Source organism: Niallia sp. Kr1, from assembly GCF_050389805.1.
Lineage (GTDB): Bacteria > Bacillota > Bacilli > Bacillales > Cytobacillaceae > Bacillus_BD.
In genome coordinates, this window is sequence record NZ_CP130945.1 from 1,187,596 (window position 1) to 1,207,185 (window position 19,590).

Sequence of the window (19,590 nt, forward strand, 5' to 3'; positions counted from 1 at the left end):
GAAAAAATGAATAGCAATAAAATGAGTAAAGAATTACAAAAGCGGTTAGCCCATCCTGATCGCCGCTTTGAATTTGATCGTAAACAAGAACAACTTAGAATCGAAAATAAATTGAACGGTGCAGGGATTACGATCTCACTGTCAAGTATTGTAGCTAAGTGGCAGGAACAAAAGGAGAAAGCGATAGATGAGATCGTTTATTATGTTGAAGAGGGATTAAAAGCTTTAGAAAAGGATCCTGAACTGTCAGGAAAGGAGAAAAAAATTTATCCTGTCATTCGTTCAACTTCTTTCCCGATAGAAACAAAAGAAAAGATCCCCTTTATCTATGACGAGCATACGGCCGAAACGAGAATATATTATGCTCTCGATTTAGGAAATACCTATCGACTGATCGATAAAAAAATAATGGAAAAAGAACAGTGGAATGAAAAAAGGATTAAGGAGATGGCTTTATTTAATGTCCGTTCCCTTTCGACCGATTTGAAAGAAGATCATGTGGCTGGAAATACCTTTTATTTTTTAAATAAGAATGATGGTTATGATGCAAGTCGAATTTTGAATGATTCTTTTTTAAAAGACATGAATCGTAGGATCCAAGGAACGATGGCTGTAGCTGTTCCACATCAAGATGTATTAATTATTGCAGATATTAAAAACGATACAGGCTACGATGTCCTTGCACAAATGACAATGAGCTTTTTTGCGAGTGGTAGAGTTCCGATTACGGGCTTATCTTTTTTATATGAAGATGGGGAATTAGAACCGATTTTTATTTTAGGGAAGAATAAAAAAGTGTGATTGAGATGGACGTACAAACAAAAAACCGTATCACAATTGGATACGGTTTTTTCCTTCCTTAAAAATGTCAAAATCCGACATAAGTATCATTCTAATAATTTATCTCGTATTTTTGTAAAATACTGCTAAAATAAAGAATGATAGAATGATAGAAAGAGTGATTTCGTTTGAATTGGATGAAAAAATTATTAAGAGTCTTTAAAGAAGACGACTCTGAAACAATAGATGAGCGTATGGAGCAAAATGATTCCGTTCACTCCATGATGACTAAACAGCCATTGGATAGAGGAAGAAAAGTTGAAGCAAAAGTAGTTTATCAATATCCAAAAGGTCAATTTCGTTTTCCATTGGTTCCCGATCAGAAGGAAAAAGGGAAACTCTCAAGTGTTCATAATAAGAAATCAATCAGACATACAGCGGGTAGAGCTCCTTCTTCAAAGCCTTCTAGACAAAAAGAAGTGAAAAAACGGCAAATAATTGAGAAAGAAGAACCAATATATAGCAAGAAAAAAGAAAAGGCAAAAACGGATCCGAGATTAAGTGAAAAAAGACAAGAAACAACTCCGAAGTATGGAACAGCTGAAAGAGAAATTCGTCGAACGCGACCATTTCAACCAACAGCGATTCCTTCACCCATTTATGGTTTTAAGGAAAGACCAAGCTCTTTTATTGAAGAAAAAGAGCTTGAAATCCAGCGTCATATCGAAGCAATCCAAAATGTTGCGAGGGAAGAGAATAAATTCGGAACTGAAATCGATAAGGTTGTAGAGAATTCTACTTATCATGAAATAGAGGGCTTGCCTGAAAATCATGAACCAGAGGGCTTACCTGAAAGCCATGAACCAGAGGTCTTGTCTGAAAATCATGAACCAGAGGACTTACCTGAAAGTCATGAACCAGAGGGCTTACCTGAAAGCTATGAACCAGAGGTCTTGTCTGAAAATCATGAACTAGAGGACTTACCTGAAAATCATGAACCAGAGGGCTTACCTGAAAGATATGAACCAGAGGTCTTGTCTGAAAATCATGAACCAGAGGACTTACCTGAAAGTCATGAACCAGAGGGCTTACCTGAAAGCCATGAACCAGAGGTCTTGTCTGAAAATCATGAACCAGAGGACTTACCTGAAAGCCATGAACCAGAGGTCTTGTCTGAAAATCATGAACCAGAGGACTTACCTGAAAACCATGAACCAGAGGGCTTATCTGAAAGCCATGAACCCGAGGTCTTATCTGAAAGTCATGAACTAGAGGGCTTACCTGAAAGCCATGAACCAGAGGTCTTATCTGAAAGTTATGAAACAGAGGGACTATCTGAAAGTCACGAACCAGAAGGATTATCTGTAAGTCGTGAAATATCGGTAGCATTGGAAGAGTCACCAATATACCAATTTGAAATAAAAAATGATGATTTAATAATAAATAATGAGCATCAAATGGAAACTACAGACATACAATTGGAATCGGAGCCTGTTTCGAATGCTGATCAACCAAAAGAAAAGTCACCTATTCCATTTAATGTCATTATGCTTAAACAAGATAAACTAAAGCTCATGCAAAAGCAAAATGCTCTAATTCCGCAACAAGAAAATCCAATTCTCATATCTCAAACGGAAGAAGTAAAGAGTGATAGCGTAGAGTATTCCCAAGCAATTGTACAACCACTTCAAGAAAAACGAACAGAACCAAATGAACTGCTGAAACTGGAACCGGAAGAAGAACAAATGCCTGAAAGTAAAGGTCCCGAACAGCAAAATAGTATAGATGAAATGGAAACTCTAGATATTAGTGAAAGTGAGCAAAATAATCAAACCGATTATTTGTTTCCGGAAATTGAACTATTAAACCCACCTGTTGTCTACGAGGGAAACCATGATTGGATTATCGAACAATCGGAACTGTTAAATAACACGTTAAAAAACTTTAATGTAGGTGCACAGGTAGTGAATGTTACACAAGGTCCAGCAGTAACTAGATTTGAGGTTCAGCCTGAACCAGGGGTAAAGGTAAATAAAATTACCAATCTTTCGGATGATATTAAACTTAGTTTGGCGGCTAGGGATATTCGGATTGAAGCCCCAATACCAGGGAAGCATACGATTGGAATAGAAGTTCCTAATCCAAAAAGTAGAGCTGTATTGATAAGAGAAATTATTGACCATCCTGAATTTTTAGATCAAGAATCACCATTGACAGCTGTTTTAGGTCTAGATATTTCTGGTAAGCCGATTGTGACGGATTTAAGGAAAATGCCACATGGTTTAATTGCTGGAGCAACAGGATCTGGGAAAAGTGTTTGTATTAATACGATCTTGGTCAGCCTTCTATATAAAGCGACTCCAGATCAGCTTAAGCTATTATTAATTGATCCAAAAATGGTTGAGCTTGCACCGTATAACAATATTCCACACCTAGTGAGTCCGGTTATAACAGATGTAAAGGCGGCAACAGCTGCATTAAAATGGGCTGTAGATGAAATGGAGCGTCGATATGAATTATTTGCCCACTCCGGTGTCAGAGATATTAAGAAATTTAACGAAATGGCCGATTTACATAAACAGTATGCTGATAAAATGCCATATATTGTGATTGTTATTGATGAGTTGGCTGATTTAATGATGATGTCTCCTGCAGATGTAGAGGAGGCTATTAGTCGAATTGCGCAGAAAGCGAGAGCATGTGGAATTCACTTGATTATTGCGACCCAAAGACCATCAGTGGACGTAATTACAGGACTTATTAAAGCCAATGTTCCGACAAGAATTGCTTTTTCGGTTTCATCTCAAATCGATTCGCGAACCATAATCGATATAAGTGGTGCCGAAAAGTTGCTTGGAAAAGGGGATATGTTATTTTTAGAGAATGGAACATCAAAGCCTGTTCGTATTCAAGGAACTTATGTATCCGATGAAGAAATTGATCAGGTGGTATCCCATGTTAGAGATCAGCAGGAACCAAACTATCTTTTTCAACAAGAGGAACTTCTGAAAAAGACTCAGGTGGAGGAAGAAGAGGATGAACTCTTCTATGAAGCCTGCGAATTTGTCGTTGAGCACGGCGGAGCCTCTACGTCATTATTACAAAGGCGGTTTAAGATTGGCTATAACCGAGCAGCAAGATTAATTGATATGATGGAAAACCAGGGTTATATTTCAGAATCAAAAGGAAGTAAACCAAGGGACGTTTATCTTACAGATGCAGATTTAGAAACATTACAATAATTCACTTTAGGGCTTAGAGAGCCCTTACAAAGTAAAAACTAAGTTTTCTCTCCTTCCTAAAAATGATATAATATATTAATATGATTTTGTTGGAGAGAGATACTACATATATATACTATTAGAACGAGTCATTCATGGTAACGGCAAATGAGCAAAAATTACTAAATGATCATATACTGTTTACAGATTGACAATGGTTGGAGGTTCTTTATATGACTAATTACCATTTTGTAGGGATCAAGGGGTCTGGAATGAGTGCCCTTGCGCAAATTCTACATGATATGAACGAGCAGGTTCAAGGTTCTGATGTAGAAAAGCGATTTTTTACTCAAGTTGCTTTAGAGCAATCAGGAATAAAGATCCTTCCTTTTCAAGAAGAAAATATAAAGCCTGGAATGACGATTATTGCAGGAAATGCATTTCCAGATACACATGAGGAAATCCAAGAAGCCATGAAACTGGGTCTTCCCATTGTTCGATATCACCAATTTTTAGGTGACTTTTTGAAACGGTTCTCGAGTGTGGCTGTGACAGGTGCACATGGAAAAACCTCTACAACAGGATTACTTGCCCATGTACTTGGCGGAGCTAAGCCAACTAATTATTTAATTGGTGATGGTACTGGTAAAGGGGTAGAAAATGGAGAGTATTTTGTATTTGAAGCCTGTGAATATCGGAGACATTTCCTTTCTTATTTTCCTGACTATGCCATTATGACCAATATTGATTTTGATCATCCGGATTACTTTGCCAATATAGATGATGTATGTGCGGCTTTTCAAGAGATGGCGATGCAAGTAAATAAAGGAATATTTGCGTGTGGGGATGATGAATACTTACAAAAAATCCAAGCAAAAGTTCCGGTTCTCTTTTATGGACTAGGTGAAGAAAATGATTTCCAAGCTCGTAATATTATAAAAACAACGGAAGGTACAACTTTCGATGTTTTTATTCGAAACACATTATATGATACTTTTTCCATTAAAGGGTATGGAGATCATAATATTTTGAATTCATTAGCCGTGATTGCTTTATGCCATTATGAAGGAATTGATACAGAGCTGGTAAAGCATGGACTTTTAAGTTTCCAAGGTGTTAAAAGACGGTTTTCAGAAAAAAATGTTGGCTCACAAATCTTAATTGATGACTATGCACATCATCCAACAGAGATTAAGGCAACGATTGAAGCAGCAAGACAGAAATATCCAGATAAAGAGATTGTAGCGGTTTTCCAGCCGCATACCTTTTCAAGAACACAGGCCTTTTTGGAAAGTTTTGCAGAAAGTCTTAAATTAGCGGATAAAACGTATTTATGTGAGATCTTTGGATCAGCACGGGAGAATCATGGTAAATTATCGATACAAGATCTACAAGATAAAATTCCTGATTCACAAATTATCAATGAAGATGACATGACACCTTTAAAAAATCATGAAAGTGGCGTAATCATTTTTATGGGTGCGGGAGATGTTCAGAAATTTCAAGTTGCCTATGAAAATTTATTGACCCTTTCCTAATCGAGTAAGGAGTATTGATGGTTGAATCATCAATACTCCTTTTTTAATCTAGTTTAGAGTCTAGTTCATATAGAGCAGGGCAAACCGCTTCCGGTTTTCTAATGAGAGTAGTAAAGGTGAATGCAGATCTTGGACTATGGATGATTTACATTTCAGGTAAGGAGATGCTTGGGGAAGAAGCGAATTAGGGAAGCACCTTAAGCCAAGGATTGTAAAGGTGGCTCATAGGCGTAACAGAGTGGAAAGTAACGTGCCTGGAATGGAAATCCCAACCAGGTTTAACAGAGCCTTCCTTATAAAAAATTTAAAATTTAACAAGGTTATGAATTGAAAGTCTCAATGAGTATGGTAAGATTTTGATATACATAAAAATCTAGTACAATAAAGGTTTACATGTATGGGAGGACGGAAATAGATAGAAAAAGGAAGAGGAGGTGTTATTTTTTGATTCTCATTTTGTATTTAAGTGTAGCATTAATTGCCATTGCTTTTCTTATTTTAGTAATTTATTTATCGAAGACTTTAAAGTCCTTACAAGGAACATTAAATAATCTGGCAAGTACTTTATCAGGTTTAGAAAAACAACTAGACGGAGTAACGAAAGAAACAACCATCCTTTTACATAAAACGAATGAATTGGCTAGTGATATTCAGGGGAAAGCAGAAAGCTTGAACAGTGTTGTTGACGCAGTTAAAGAAGTTGGGTCATCTGTTCGAAAATTCAATGGTTCCTTGCAAGATATGTCAGCATCGATTAATCATCAATATGAAGAAAATAAAGACAAGCTTGTAAATATATTGCAATGGGGACAAGTTTTCTTCGAGCTTAAAGATAAATGGCAGGAGAGAAAGCAAAGAAAATATGTAGCCGAAAGGGAGGAATTATAATGGGCAGCTATGAACGTAATAATTACGACTCAGACAAGAGAAATGATGGGATTCATGCAAAAGATTTTGTGATTGGTGCAGTGACAGGAGCAATCATAGGTTCGCTTGCAGCCCTTCTTTTTACGCCAAAGTCGGGGAGAGAGCTACGTCAAAACATTAACCATCAAGCCTATACAATAAAAGATAAAACGGACCACCTTCGCAGTCAGGCAATGAATAAAGGGAGTGAACTGTCCTCAACGGTAAAGGGTAAGACAAATTCCATTTCCAGAAAAGTTTCAGAGCAATCAATTGGTTTAGTTAATAAGGTTCGAAAAATAAAGCCGATAGAGGACGATGAAGCAAATCCAGTTGATGAACTGTTTGGTCATGATCCAAATTCAGAAATCCAAAGAAAACTTGATGAAACGAAAAAGGCTTTCGACGAAACAGAAAATAAATTAGGGCATTATTAAAAGAGGCTAACCTTAGCCTCTTTTGTGTGTAGTTTAGGTGAAGCGTTCATTGTCGTGGCGCAACTTCGTCCTCAATCGGCCACTGTATTTTGAGATCATCCCCCGGTTCAATTTTTCCATAAAAAGTGGTTTGAACATTATTTCGCAATAAAGTAAAACGACCTGATGATTTTTGTGGGATTTTAATTTGAACATGCTTAAATAAATCTTGAAAAATAAAAGGTTCCATTTTATGCTGTTCATACGTAATCACATCGCCATCATGAATCCAATCATCAAAAGATAAAATCGCGTCCCCCCTTTTAAACTCAGTGATGTTTTTGGTTAGGTGAAGAGCTTTTCCGTTAAATGTAACGGGGATACTTTGTGTAAGGATGATTTGTTTTATTTCCGCTAATTGTTGTAGTGTCGGTTTTTGTTTTTCCTCAATGACCAATTCGTCTAGGTGATCATAGCTACTTGTTGGTTTAGCTTCTATACCATTCTTGAATAATTTTCCTGAAAATGGTGGAATGAAGGTCTCTTTGCCATTTAAATTAATCTGAAAAGGTCTAAGTTTTTCTAATTCATTCTTCAAATTCAACTCTTTTAACAGAGCTTCAATTGTTTCTGGAAATTCACATTTTATCTGGTCACGGTCTGAGATAACATGTTCAGGGGATGCGATACTTCCGTTACAAGTGATTGTAGCCTGAATATGATACGATTTTTCGTTTATTTTAATTGTTTTCTCTGGAATGCCATCCAGTAAATCCTTTATATAAACAGTCGGTTGTTCACCGTCTTTACCTTTAATCGCAACAAGATAGTCGCCATTTTCTATCGGATCATCTAAACTACATAGAACGCCATTTCTCATAAGAGTGGGAACCTCACCATGACTGCCCGGAATCGTTATCGTTTGACCATTGAGTGTGATGATTAAGGCCATTCCGGGTTTTCCAAATAATTTATTGATCTTAATTCCACTAGCAAGCAGACAATCACCAGCTGTTAATTCATTCACCTCAAATAAACGAACAGGTTGTTCATTTACATAGACGGACCGATATTGAACGGGTGAATTTTGAGCAGTGATGGCAATTCCAATTGGAGTTACTAACTCGGGACCTTTTTCAATCTTGTCTGCTAGTGTAACGGATTTAATGGCATTAATATCTCTTATGGCAACACGGTTTTCAGGAAGATTTAATTCTTGAGTCATTTTTTTAGTGATTTCAGGAGTAAGACTGCCCCCACCAACAAGCATGACTGCCTTAGGGGGATTACTGTTGTTCAATTTTAATATTTCCTCACAGATTGATTTTGCTAATTTGTCAAGTACAGGTGTGATATTTTGAATGACTTCTTTTTTCGACACTTCTGTCTCAAATCCTAATATATCCACGATTTGGATTTGGTCATTTGTTAATAGATCTCTTTTAGCTTTCTCTGCTAATGGGAAATCGAGTAAGTATTGATCGCTAATCGCCTCAGTTATTTCATCACCAGCTACGGGTACCATCCCATATGCAATAACGGTTCCAGAATCTGTAATGGCGATATCTGATGTACCAGCTCCGATATCTACAAGTGCAACATTTAATCTTCTCATGGATTGTGGGATTAACACATTAATTGCGGCAATTGGCTCTAATGTTAGTGCTTCCATTTCCAATTCGGAACGTTGAAGTGCAGCTATTAATGATTCAACGACAACTCTTGGTAAAAAGGTAGCAATGATTTCAACAGAAGCTTGATCGCCTTGTTGATCAATTAAATTTCCAATCGGTTCATGATCCAATTGATAATTTAAAACCGAATAACCCACACAATAATAATGTTGATGTTTTTCACCATTATTCTCTTTTTCTGCTACGAGGGCTTGCGCCTGTTGAACCGCGCTTAATTCCAAATGCAATATATCGTCTTTTTCAATCATCGGCTTCCCAGCAATGTCAATGGTCATTCTAGCACGCTCGGTCTTTAAGGCACGACCTGCTGCTGCCACACTTACCTTATTTAAAGGACCATGTTTCTTTTCTAATTCTGTTTTTATCTTTTTGATAATTTTAGAAACAGCTAATACATCATGAATTTGACCATCTAACATTGCTCGTTCAGAATGTTCAATTGATAAAATGTCGAGTACATGATAGTCTTCCTCGTTCCGTTCCTCTAATATAATGCCTACGACCGTTCGAGTTCCAATATCTAAGGCAAAAAGTTTTTTCCGTTTTTCCAAACAGATACACCTCTTTAAAATAGGTTTTATATACAATAATTTCTTTAATACATAAAAGCGTTTAAGCAAAAAAGAAAAAATGCGTGACAATTAAAATTAATTCATATATAATAACCGTAATCATAAAAAATGTATCATATTTTCATAGGTCGATAAGAAAATTAATGATTCGTTTTTTGAATCGATATAAAGGGGCGAAAAAAGTGGGAAATAATGAATTGGATCAATTAAGACAACGTGTAGAAGAGATTAACCTACAACTATTAGATTTAATTAATGAAAGAGCACGAGCAGTACAAGAAATTGGTCGCGTAAAGGAAACTCAGGGTGTTAACAAATATGACCCTGTTCGTGAACGTCATATGTTAGATTTAATTAAAGAAAAGAATAATGGTCCTTTTGAAGACTCTGTTATTATCCACCTTTTTAAGCAAATTTTTAAAGCAGGTTTAAATTTACAAGAGGATGACCAGAAAAAGGCATTACTTGTTTCTCGTAAGAAGAAGGCTGAAGATACACTTGTTACAGTAAAAGATGAAGTGATTGGAAACGGTATTCCGAGCTTTGTCTTTGGACCATGTTCTGTTGAATCTTATGAGCAAGTTGCAGCGGTTGCGGCATCTGTAAAAGCGAAAGGACTGAAGTTACTTCGCGGTGGGGCCTATAAGCCTAGAACATCGCCTTATGATTTCCAAGGGCTTGGCGTAGAAGGCTTAAAAATCTTAAAGAGAGTTGCGGATGAGTTTGATTTAGCTGTTATTAGTGAGATTGTGACTCCAACGGATATTGAAAAGGCCTTAGATTATATTGATGTGATTCAAATTGGTGCCCGGAATATGCAGAACTTTGAATTACTGAAAGCTGCTGGTTCTGTGAATAAGCCTGTGCTTTTAAAGCGTGGTCTTGCTGCAACATTAGATGAATTCATTCATGCTGCTGAATACATTATGTCACAGGGAAACAGTCAAATCATTCTATGTGAACGTGGAATCCGCACATATGAAAGAGCGACAAGAAATACATTAGATATTTCGGCTGTACCGATTCTTAAACAAGAAACGCACTTACCAGTAATGGTTGATGTAACGCATTCGACTGGTAGAAAAGATATTTTACTTCCATGTGCGAAAGCGGCGCTCGCTATCGGTGCGGATGGTGTCATGGCTGAGGTACATCCGGATCCAGCAGTAGCTCTGTCAGACTCTGCTCAGCAAATGGATATTCCTCAATTTGATGAGTTCTGGAATGAAATTCAAAAAACTGCATTCGTGAATGCATAATTAATGTAGAAACCTTCCTTTTTGGAAGGTTTTTTTATAAGTTTTTCGTAAAAAGACATGAAAAATATGTTAAAATTAGAAATTAATATTGCAGCTTTACATGGACTCACGTATAGTAAGTGAAGTGTTTAAAAATATAAATGTTTAGTCTATTTTACTTTTTAAAAAATGGAATTTAACAAATAAGGGTATTATAAATTTAACGAAAAGATGCAATGGATTTATCAATAAGGAGTGGAAAAGATGAACAACATCACGATTTATGATGTGGCACGGGAAGCCAATGTATCGATGGCGACGGTTTCTCGGGTAGTTAATGGGAATCCAAATGTAAAGCCAACAACTAGAAAAAAGGTAATGGAAGTCATTGATCGTTTAGGTTATCGTCCCAATGCGGTTGCAAGAGGTTTAGCAAGTAAAAAAACGACAACGGTAGGGGTTATTATTCCTGATATTTCAAGTATGATTTTTGCTGAATTAGCTAGGGGAATCGAAGACATCGCTACCATGTACAACTATAACATCATTTTAAGTAATTCGGATCAAAATATGGATAAAGAATTACGATTGTTAAATACGATGCTTGGTAAACAAGTAGACGGTATTGTCTTTATGAGTGGTAATATTACGGAGGAACATATCTCTGAATTTGAAAAATCTCCAGTTCCGATTGTTTTGGCAGGGGCAATGGAAGAAACAGGGAGAATCCCTTCAGTAAATATTGATCATGAACAAGCTGTGTATGATGCCATCAATACATTTATTGAGCAAGGTCATAAGAAAATTGCCATGTTGATAGGCCCTTTACATGAACCCGTTAATTCTGAGAGAAAAATGGCTGGCTACAAACGTGCACTAAGTGAAGCAGGCATTGAGTTTAATGAGGATTTCGTTCAGGAAGGCGATTATACATATGATTCAGGAATTGAAGCTTTTGAGAAATTTCTTGAATTAGATATAAAGCCATCAGCTGTATTTGTAGCATCTGACGAAATGGCCTTAGGGGTTGTGCACGGGGCAGAAGATAAAGGTTATACAATCCCAGATGATTTTGAGGTTATTACGTCTGAAAATACAAAGTTATCCTTAATGGTTCGTCCGCAATAAACAACAATTGTTCAGCCATTATATGATATTGGTGCCGTAGCGATGCGTTTATTAACGAAGTTAATGAATAAAGAGGAAGTAACAGAACAAAGGGTACTACTTCCACATCGAATTGAAGTTAGAGATTCTACAAAACAATAATGTGAAACACTTTTTGAGTTATGTTAAAGGTCACTGATTGATCAGTGACCTTTATTTATTTTTTATACTCCTAATGGGATATAGGGATTTCTCTAAGGTTTGTTTGTTTTTCTCTGAAATTTCGGCGCGTCTAGGTATAGGGGGATAGAGTTGTTCGTCATCTTCCCATCTTAATGGGAGCTTGTCTGAAGTATAAGGCTGCCATTTATTAACCCAGCTTGAAGGGAGTTCGGAAAGTTCAGACTTATTATCGGTCATCTCAAGCCAAATATAGGCCCAAGCCCGAGGGACAACTCTCCAAATATCATAACCTCCACCTCCGACTGCAATCCATCTTCCGTCACAAAACTGATGAGCAATTTCATGTGCTATTTTAGGAATTTCCTTAAATGATTTCATCGTAACCGACAGATGTGTCAAAGGGTCATAGTAATGAGCATCAGCGCCGTTTTGGGTTAAAATAACATCGGGTTTAAAAAACTCAGCCACTTCTATCATAGCGGTTTTACAGCAGTTCAGCCATGAATCATCCTCTGTAAAGGCATCTACAGGAACGTTAAAACTGAATCCATAGCCTTGTCCCTGCCCCCTTTCTGTTATATTTCCAGTTCCTGGAAAGAGGTAGCGACCTGTTTCGTGTATTGATAATGTACAAACATTTGGATCATCATAGAATGACCATTGAACTCCATCCCCATGGTGGGCATCCGTATCAATGTATAATACACGTGCTCCATATTTTTCTTGTAAGTATCTGATGGCGACTGAAGAATCATTATAAATACAAAATCCGGAGGCTTTACCGCTAAATCCATGGTGCAGACCTCCACCAAGATGCAGGGCATGACGTACTTTTCCACTCATGACATAGTCAGCCGCTGTTAGAGTACCTCCAACGAGAAGAGAACTTGCCTCATGCATATTAAAAAATATCGGGGTATCCTCAGTACCAAGTCCATAATTTTCAGCCACTTCTGTTGAGAGATTACCGTGCCCTGCCGATGTGACAGCGTTAACATAATCCTGATCATGGATAAGGAGCAGTTCCTCTTGTGTAGCTCTTCGCGGTGATATAATTTGCCGATTTTGGATGGCATCCACTTTTTCAAGAAGATCAAGTGTAACTTGTATTCTTAATTGATTAAAAGGATGGTGTTGGTTAAATTTATAGTTTAATAGTTCAGGAGAGTAAATAAAAACGGATTCATCTTTCATTTACTCATCCCCGGTAAGTTAGGCCATAATACTTCATAGCCTGCATTTATTAAGTCGTCAATAATGTCAATCGGGTTAATGGTTTGCACCCGGATAACAAACACTTTGAATCTTTCATCCTTTTTATCAGGGTATAAAAGAACACTTAAAATCTTCGCTTTACGAACATGGAAAAATTTAGTCACCTCATAAAGAACACCCGCTTGATTGGGTACTTTAACCTCGATTTGAGATCCTGGTTGATGGGCACCGGTTAACTCAACCAATGAATGAAGTAAATCAGAGGTAGTAATAATGCCAACTAATTTATGATCTTGAACAATAGGCAAGCAGCTAATTTTATGCTCATAAAAGATCGACCCAATTTCCTCAACAAAATCAAGGGGGTGTCCGGTGATGATATCTTTCTGCATGATTTTGTTTACAGGTAATTGATGCACATCCTTTTCTTTTTCCGTATCTAATAAAATGGATGGTAATGCATCTCGAATATCGCGGTCAGAAATGAGCCCAATTAAACAATCTTTTTCATCTGTTATCGGAATATGTCTAATTTTATACTGATGCATCAGAGTATGTGCTTCCAATATCGTTTGATACTCTTTCAGTGTAATTAATTTTTTTGTCATGATTTCCTCAACAATCATAAAAATAATCCCTCTTTCTATTGTCTAGCAAGTGCTTTTGCCCCACAGCCCTATCGTTTTCTACTAATACATAAATCTATTCTTGAAACGAATTTGATCAAATTTTTCAATCGATTCTTGTTGGACTCGACTTCCGATTCTTACCATTAGACAGTTAGCGGGGTGGGAACAGATTTCGGGATCGTCTGTTGCATACCATTGCAACCCACTAGTGTTCATCATTTTCTCTAACATTTTCCGATAGTCCCAAACGTTTAATCCTGTTCCTTTTAAATCCCAATGCCAGTAGTATTCTGTGGTAATGATAATATAGTCCTCCATCGCATCGTCCATCATCGAGACGTGTAAAATATTTTTCCCCACTCCCAATCCCCGAAATGCAGGGATAATTTCAATGGCGCCTAATTCGATTAGGTTATCAATATTTCCCTCAGACCATCTCTCAAGGGGATCAGGATATAAATAAGTTGCATAACCGACAATAGTTTTGTTTTCTCTAACAAGGATAATTCTACCCTCTGGTAAATGTGCTATTTCAATTAGCGCCTCAAATTGATTCTCAGGAGGGCGAAAGGCAGTAAGTTCTTCATGAAATGATAAATCTCTTAAACATTCGCTTGAAACAGGACCTTCAATGATCAAATTACCTAAAGGTGTCGACAATTCTTTTTGATAATATGTTTTATGATGTTTCAAATTTTAGTCACCTACTCTGTCATTAGAAGCTGATTTGTTTTATGCTGTTTTACTAAGTAGTAAGACCGTGCATTTATCTTTATTATACAAAAAAATTTATCGGTAAAGGTTCTTTTTACGGAAAAATTTTTATATTTTTCTAAAAGGTTCAAATTTTCGTAACATTGTTATTGAATATTCAAAAAAATAAGAATATAATTATTTCTGTACTATAATAGTTAAAAGGAGGATCCTATGAATGAAAGTTGAAGCGATACCAGCAAGTATAGGAAAATATAATCTAGCAAATTACGAAGAAACCTATAAGCATTTTGACTGGACAGAAGCAGAAAAGAACTTTTCTTGGCATGAAACTGGTCAGTGGAATATGGCTTATGAAGCAATTGACAGACATGCTGAATCTTATAGAAAAAATAAAATTGCTTTATACTATGATGATGGGCAACGTAAAGATAAGTATACATTTAAGGAAATGAAGGATCTTTCAAATAAAGCGGGGAATCTATTTAAACAATTTGGAGTAGAAAAAGGGGACCGGGTGTTTATCTTTATGCCGCGCTCACCTGAACTGTACTTCTCTGTATTAGGAGCAATAAAACTAGGAGCTATTGTCGGTCCTTTATTCGAGGCTTTTATGGAAGGCGCTGTGCGTGACCGATTATTAGACAGTGAAGCAAAGGTAATTGTAACAACGAAGACGTTATTGTCTCGGATTCCTGTTCAAGACTTACCTTTATTACAACATATATTTGTTATTGATGAAAATGTAGATGAAACGGAAAAGGTTATTGATTTTAATAAAAGATTTCAAGAGGCCAGCTCTAAATTAGATATTGAATGGGTGGACCGATATGATGGACTCATTCTTCACTATACTTCAGGTTCAACAGGAAAGCCAAAAGGTGTACTACATGTTCACAATGCGATGATCCAACAGTATCAAACAGCTAAATGGGTTCTTGATTTAAAAGATGATGATGTATATTGGTGTACAGCGGATCCTGGCTGGGTAACCGGAACTTCCTATGGGATCTTTGGACCTTGGTTAACGGGTACCTCCAATTTGATCGTTGGCGGTCGATTTAATCCAGAGACATGGTACAAGATGCTAGAGGATTACGGGGTAACTGTTTGGTATAGTGCGCCAACTGCTTTCCGTATGCTGATGGGTGCAGGGGATGAAGTGGTAAAAAAATTTGATTTATCCAATCTAAGACATATTGTTAGTGTAGGGGAACCTTTAAATCCTGAGGTCGTACGCTGGGGTAATAAAGTTTTTGATTTAAGAATTCATGATACATGGTGGATGACAGAAACGGGAGCACAGCTTATCTGTAATTATCCGTGTATGGAAATCAAACCAGGATCAATGGGGAAACCAATTCCAGGTGTAATGGCTGCAATTGTGGATGATCAAGGGAACGAACTACCGCCAAATCGAATGGGGAATTTAGCGATAAAAAAAGGCTGGCCATCTATGATGTATAAAATCTGGAATAACCCGCAAAAATATGAATCTTATTTTATGCCAAATGACTGGTATGTTTCAGGCGATTCCGCTTATATGGATGAAGAAGGATATTTCTGGTTCCAAGGTAGAATTGATGATGTCATTATGACTTCGGGCGAGCGTGTCGGTCCATTTGAAGTTGAAAGTAAGCTAGTTGAACATCCGGCTGTAGCCGAAGCGGGTGTGATTGGGAAACCGGATCCAGTTCGAGGAGAAATCATTAAAGCCTTTATTGCTTTACGTGCTGGATATGAGGTTTCAGACGAGTTGATTGATGATATTCGTCAATTTGTGAAAAAAGGTCTTGCTGCGCATGCGGCACCAAGAGAAATTGAATTCCGTGATAAATTACCAAAAACAAGAAGTGGTAAAATCATGCGTCGGGTATTAAAAGCATGGGAACTTAATTTACCTACAGGTGATTTGTCTACGATGGAGGATTAATGAGATTGGCAATTCATTGTTCCGTGCAGAAAAAAGCACCCCTTATTGTGAAGAGGTGCTTTTTTTCTTAGGTTATTTTGTTTATTGATTTTGTTCTGGATCAGCTACGGTCTCAGGTTCAGGTTGTGTGGGCGATGATTCCTGAGGCAATGGTTGTTCCTCGGGTACATCTATAGGCGGTTCCGTCTGTCCAATCACAACTTCATTGGATGGAGCTGATTCATTTCCTGCAATATCAACAGCGGTAATGTAATAGGAACCATTATCCCCTTTATACGTTAGGGATCCTCCAGCTTTTATCGTGGCGATTTTAACACCATCCCTAAAAATGCGATATCCGATAATATCCGGTTCGGGGTGATTACCCCAGCTGATCGTATTTCCTGATGTAGTCACATTAAAGGTGGTTGGTTCTTTCCCATTATCCTTCATTACACGAGTTGCCGATAAGGCACTATTCAATGAACTATTATTTATCTTGAGTGTACTTGGATCAGTTGATATCCCAAAAAATTTCTGAATGGTATCTGTATTTAAGACAAATCCTGTTTCAACAAATTCTTCTGGTGTTGAATCTAGCGCTAAATACTTAGTGCCACCAATCGTAATAAATCGTTCTTTCCCTAAATTTTTGCCGTTTCCTTGCTTTGGTACAAACTTTTCATTAAACAAATCGGTGCGTACAAGTCCAGCGTCAGAACATTCTTTTGTAGGGGCTAAACCCGTAATGGCACAGAACGAACGTGACACAATCCCGCTTGGCCTTGGTAAGTTCTCGCTTGGATCCACAAGTTCAGGTGCAATATTATAAGCTGCATTCATTAATTGGGCCCATAAATTAATGTTTCGAACCGAATAAGACATTCCTTTGTAGCTTCTCTCTATTGGCTTTGGAGTATCGTAGCCCATCCATGTACCAAACGAAACATTCGGGTTAGTAGCGACAAACCAGACATCTTTATAATCTTGACCTGTCCCGGTTTTACCAGCCCAATCTGAGTTAAACTTTAGACGGCTTTTTAACGATGTAGCGGTTCCGGAATTAATGACATCTCTCATTACATCGTAAGTTAAATAAGCAGTTTGTGGACTAAATACGTCAACCGGTTTAACTTCATGCTGATATATGATACTCCCTTCTTTATCTGTGATTTTTTCTATCATATACGCATCAATAAATTGACCATTGTTCGCAAATGTACCAAATGCATTGGTGTTTTCTTCGACAGTGACACCGTTTGTTAACCCTCCAAGTGAAGTTGAGCGGCTTGTAAAATCAGCTTCAGTTAGAGAGCTAAATCCCATTTTCTCCAAATACTGAGCAGGCCTTTGATCTAAAATATCAATATAGGCTTTAACAGTTGGGATGTTATAAGATTTTTTCAATGCTTCTCTAGCTGTTACTAACCCGTGATAACCACCACCGTAATTCCTTGGCCATATTTTATTTGGTGCAGCAGGGTCTAGCTTTAAAGGTACATCTGGTAATATGCTTCCTGGTGAAAGGGTACCTAATTCAAAAGCAGGAGCATAGACAAGTAAAGGTTTCATCGTTGAGCCATTTGGACGGATGGCTTTTGTGGCGTGGTTTAATTGTTCCCGATGATAATTTCGACCACCCACAAAGCTGATGATTCTACCTGTTTTATTTTCAATCAACATGGCTCCAGTTTCTACTGGTTCTGGAACTAATTTTGTTTCTTTTGTTTCCGGATCGACTTCTTTCTTTGTTCGATCACTACCATAATAGGAATAATCTGCAACCACTTTTTGAAAAGCATCATAGATATCTTTATTAATGGTACTGTGGATTTTATAACCATTTTGGCGGATGTCTCGGTCCGCAAGTGTCAGATACCTCTTTTTTAACGCCTTATTTTTTTGTAAATCTTCTTCCGTATACCCATCCTTTTTAGCTAGCACAACGGACATGACGTCAATCGCTCTTTCTTCAATTTCAAAGGTAACCCATGGATACTCATCTACAGGGTTTTCATGAATGGTAATAAAATCTTTCGTAATGTCATAGCCAACTGCATGATCGTACTGTTCTTTAGTGATTTTTTCATCTTCATACATACGATGAAGAACGGTTTTCATTCTTGTTAATCCTGGTTCAAGATATTCTTGTTTCTTAATTTCCCCTTTATTGGTGTAAGGGGTATACCCGAATGGACTTTGTGGAAGTCCTGCGATAAATGCTGCTTGCGGTAAACTTAGTTCGTTTGCATTTACACCAAAAATCCCTTTTGCTGCTGATTGGACTCCAGCAATATTTCTCCCAGATGAGTTTCTTCCAAATGTGGAAACATTTAAATACGCTTCCAAAATTTCTTCTTTAGAAAAGAATTTTTCTAGGCGGAGAGCAAGTAAAATTTCCTTCGCTTTTCTTTCAAAAGATACTTCATTGGTTAAAATTTGGTTTTTAATAAGTTGTTGTGTCAGTGTACTTCCACCTGTTTGTACGGATGAATTGGTCACTTCTTGAAGTAATGCCCGTAGTATCGCTTTAGGTACCACACCTTCATGTTCATAAAAATATTGATCTTCCGTAGCGATAACTGCATCAATTAAATGGGGAGAAATATTTTCTAGTTTTACTTCTTCCCGTTCAATATCATTATAAAGCTTTCCTAAATATACATGATTAGCAAAATATAATTCAGATGTTTCTTCGTAATTATAGATATCTTTCTTCATTTCTTCATAAGGGCGAACCGGTTCATCCTTCACTAAAGAAGCGAAATATCCTGCACCAACTCCACCAGCAAATGTAGTACCTAGTACCAGTACAATGATTAAAATAAGTCCAAGATTCCATAATATTTGATAGGTGATCCGCATCTTTTTTGTGACTTCTTTATTTTTGAACTGATTCAAAAAGGTTTGTATTCTATGTTTCCATCTAGATTGGTCAAATTTCATTCCATAAATCCCCTCCAAAATCATCATCCATTATAGCATAAACACGGGAAGGAAACCGAAAAGGTTGTATTATTTTGTTGGATTTTGTTAGCAATATTTGACAATGGTTCACAAATATGATAAAAATCAGTATAAATGTATATAAATTTAAAGCTTTGACGGGAATCAAGTAGTCCATCTATCCCTGCTATAGAGAGCTGGCGGTCGCTGTAAGCCAGTGCAAATAGATGAATGAATTACCTCCTTGAGCTTTCACTGTGAACGGTATTATAGTTAAAGAACTATTTAAACTTTGAGAATGGTCTAGGTCCAGCGCCTAGCCCATCGAGGTCACAAGCCAATCTGTCTAGAAGGTAAAAAGCAACCTTCTAGACAGCTCGTCTTGTGCTTGTCGGGGCTGGGCAAGGCGCTTCCGCTTTTCTTAGTAGCAGTGAACGGATTATCCGTTATCTTTTTGAGTGGAAGAATGGAAGAAACGTTCTTCAATCTGGGTGGTACCGCGCGAAAATTTTGCGTCCC

At 37.3% G+C, this 19,590-nt stretch carries 12 protein-coding genes, 1 pseudogene and 1 other annotated feature (1 of these 14 only partly in view); of the genes and pseudogenes, 8 read left to right on the forward strand and 5 right to left on the reverse strand.

Going from position 1 to position 19,590, the window contains the following annotated elements; all coding sequences use genetic code 11:
- Positions 1–6: 6 nt before the first annotated feature.
- The 5 genes from Q5760_RS05965 (at position 7) to Q5760_RS05985 (ending at position 6,882) form a co-directional block, all read left to right on the forward strand.
- Positions 7–801, forward strand: coding sequence for a DUF1444 domain-containing protein (locus Q5760_RS05965; protein ID WP_428912504.1), 795 nt, complete (start codon positions 7–9; stop codon positions 799–801).
- Positions 802–977: 176 nt separating this feature from the next.
- Positions 978–4,022: a DNA translocase FtsK gene (locus tag Q5760_RS05970; protein WP_428911291.1), complete on the forward strand. Its 3,045-nt coding sequence runs from the start codon at positions 978–980 to the stop codon at positions 4,020–4,022.
- 212 nt (positions 4,023–4,234) lie between these two features.
- Positions 4,235–5,539: a UDP-N-acetylmuramate--L-alanine ligase gene (gene murC, locus Q5760_RS05975; RefSeq protein ID WP_428911292.1), complete on the forward strand. Its 1,305-nt coding sequence runs from the start codon at positions 4,235–4,237 to the stop codon at positions 5,537–5,539.
- Between the two features lie 444 nt (positions 5,540–5,983).
- Entirely contained in the window at positions 5,984–6,427 is a 444-nt protein-coding gene (locus Q5760_RS05980) for a DUF948 domain-containing protein (RefSeq protein ID WP_428911293.1), read from the forward strand.
- Positions 6,427–6,882 carry a YtxH domain-containing protein gene (locus tag Q5760_RS05985; protein WP_428911294.1) on the forward strand — a complete coding sequence of 152 codons (456 nt, stop codon included), beginning with the start codon at positions 6,427–6,429 and terminating at the stop codon, positions 6,880–6,882. The genes Q5760_RS05980 and Q5760_RS05985 overlap by 1 nt, the downstream gene beginning before the upstream one ends.
- Positions 6,883–6,928: 46 nt before the next feature.
- Here the strand turns inward: Q5760_RS05985 and pilM are convergent, their stop codons facing one another.
- The gene (pilM, locus tag Q5760_RS05990; RefSeq protein ID WP_428911295.1) at positions 6,929–9,106 is read right to left on the reverse strand and encodes a pilus assembly protein PilM; all 2,178 of its coding nucleotides are present in this window, start codon (positions 9,104–9,106) and stop codon (positions 6,929–6,931) included.
- 203 nt (positions 9,107–9,309) lie between these two features.
- Here pilM and Q5760_RS05995 point away from each other — a divergent pair, with 203 nt between their 5' ends.
- Positions 9,310–10,386: a bifunctional 3-deoxy-7-phosphoheptulonate synthase/chorismate mutase gene (locus tag Q5760_RS05995; RefSeq protein ID WP_428911296.1), complete on the forward strand. Its 1,077-nt coding sequence runs from the start codon at positions 9,310–9,312 to the stop codon at positions 10,384–10,386.
- 243 nt (positions 10,387–10,629) lie between these two features.
- A pseudogene (gene ccpA / locus Q5760_RS06000) lies at positions 10,630–11,634 on the forward strand (catabolite control protein A).
- Positions 11,635–11,685: 51 nt separating this feature from the next.
- Here the strand turns inward: ccpA and Q5760_RS06005 are convergent.
- From Q5760_RS06005 to Q5760_RS06015, 3 genes are all read right to left on the reverse strand, one after another.
- Positions 11,686–12,849 carry an acetoin utilization protein AcuC gene (locus Q5760_RS06005; protein ID WP_428911297.1) on the reverse strand — a complete coding sequence of 388 codons (1,164 nt, stop codon included), beginning with the start codon at positions 12,847–12,849 and terminating at the stop codon, positions 11,686–11,688.
- Positions 12,846–13,496 (reverse strand): acetoin utilization AcuB family protein, encoded by a 651-nt coding sequence (locus tag Q5760_RS06010; RefSeq protein WP_428911298.1) that lies wholly within the window; start codon positions 13,494–13,496, stop codon positions 12,846–12,848. Before Q5760_RS06010 ends, Q5760_RS06005 begins: the two co-directional genes overlap by 4 nt.
- Before the next feature lie 63 nt (positions 13,497–13,559).
- A complete protein-coding gene (locus Q5760_RS06015; protein ID WP_428911299.1) occupies positions 13,560–14,192 on the reverse strand; it encodes a GNAT family N-acetyltransferase in 633 nt (210 codons plus the stop codon).
- 238 nt (positions 14,193–14,430) lie between these two features.
- On the opposite strand from Q5760_RS06015, the gene acsA reads away from it, so the two are divergent.
- A complete protein-coding gene (gene acsA, locus Q5760_RS06020; protein ID WP_428911300.1) occupies positions 14,431–16,146 on the forward strand; it encodes an acetate--CoA ligase in 1,716 nt (571 codons plus the stop codon).
- An 81-nt stretch (positions 16,147–16,227) separates the two neighbouring features.
- Here the strand turns inward: acsA and Q5760_RS06025 are convergent, their stop codons facing one another.
- Positions 16,228–19,071, reverse strand: coding sequence for a transglycosylase domain-containing protein (locus Q5760_RS06025; RefSeq protein ID WP_428911301.1), 2,844 nt, complete (start codon positions 19,069–19,071; stop codon positions 16,228–16,230).
- 146 nt (positions 19,072–19,217) lie between these two features.
- Positions 19,218–19,590, forward strand: a binding site (T-box leader); it runs 4 nt beyond the window's last position.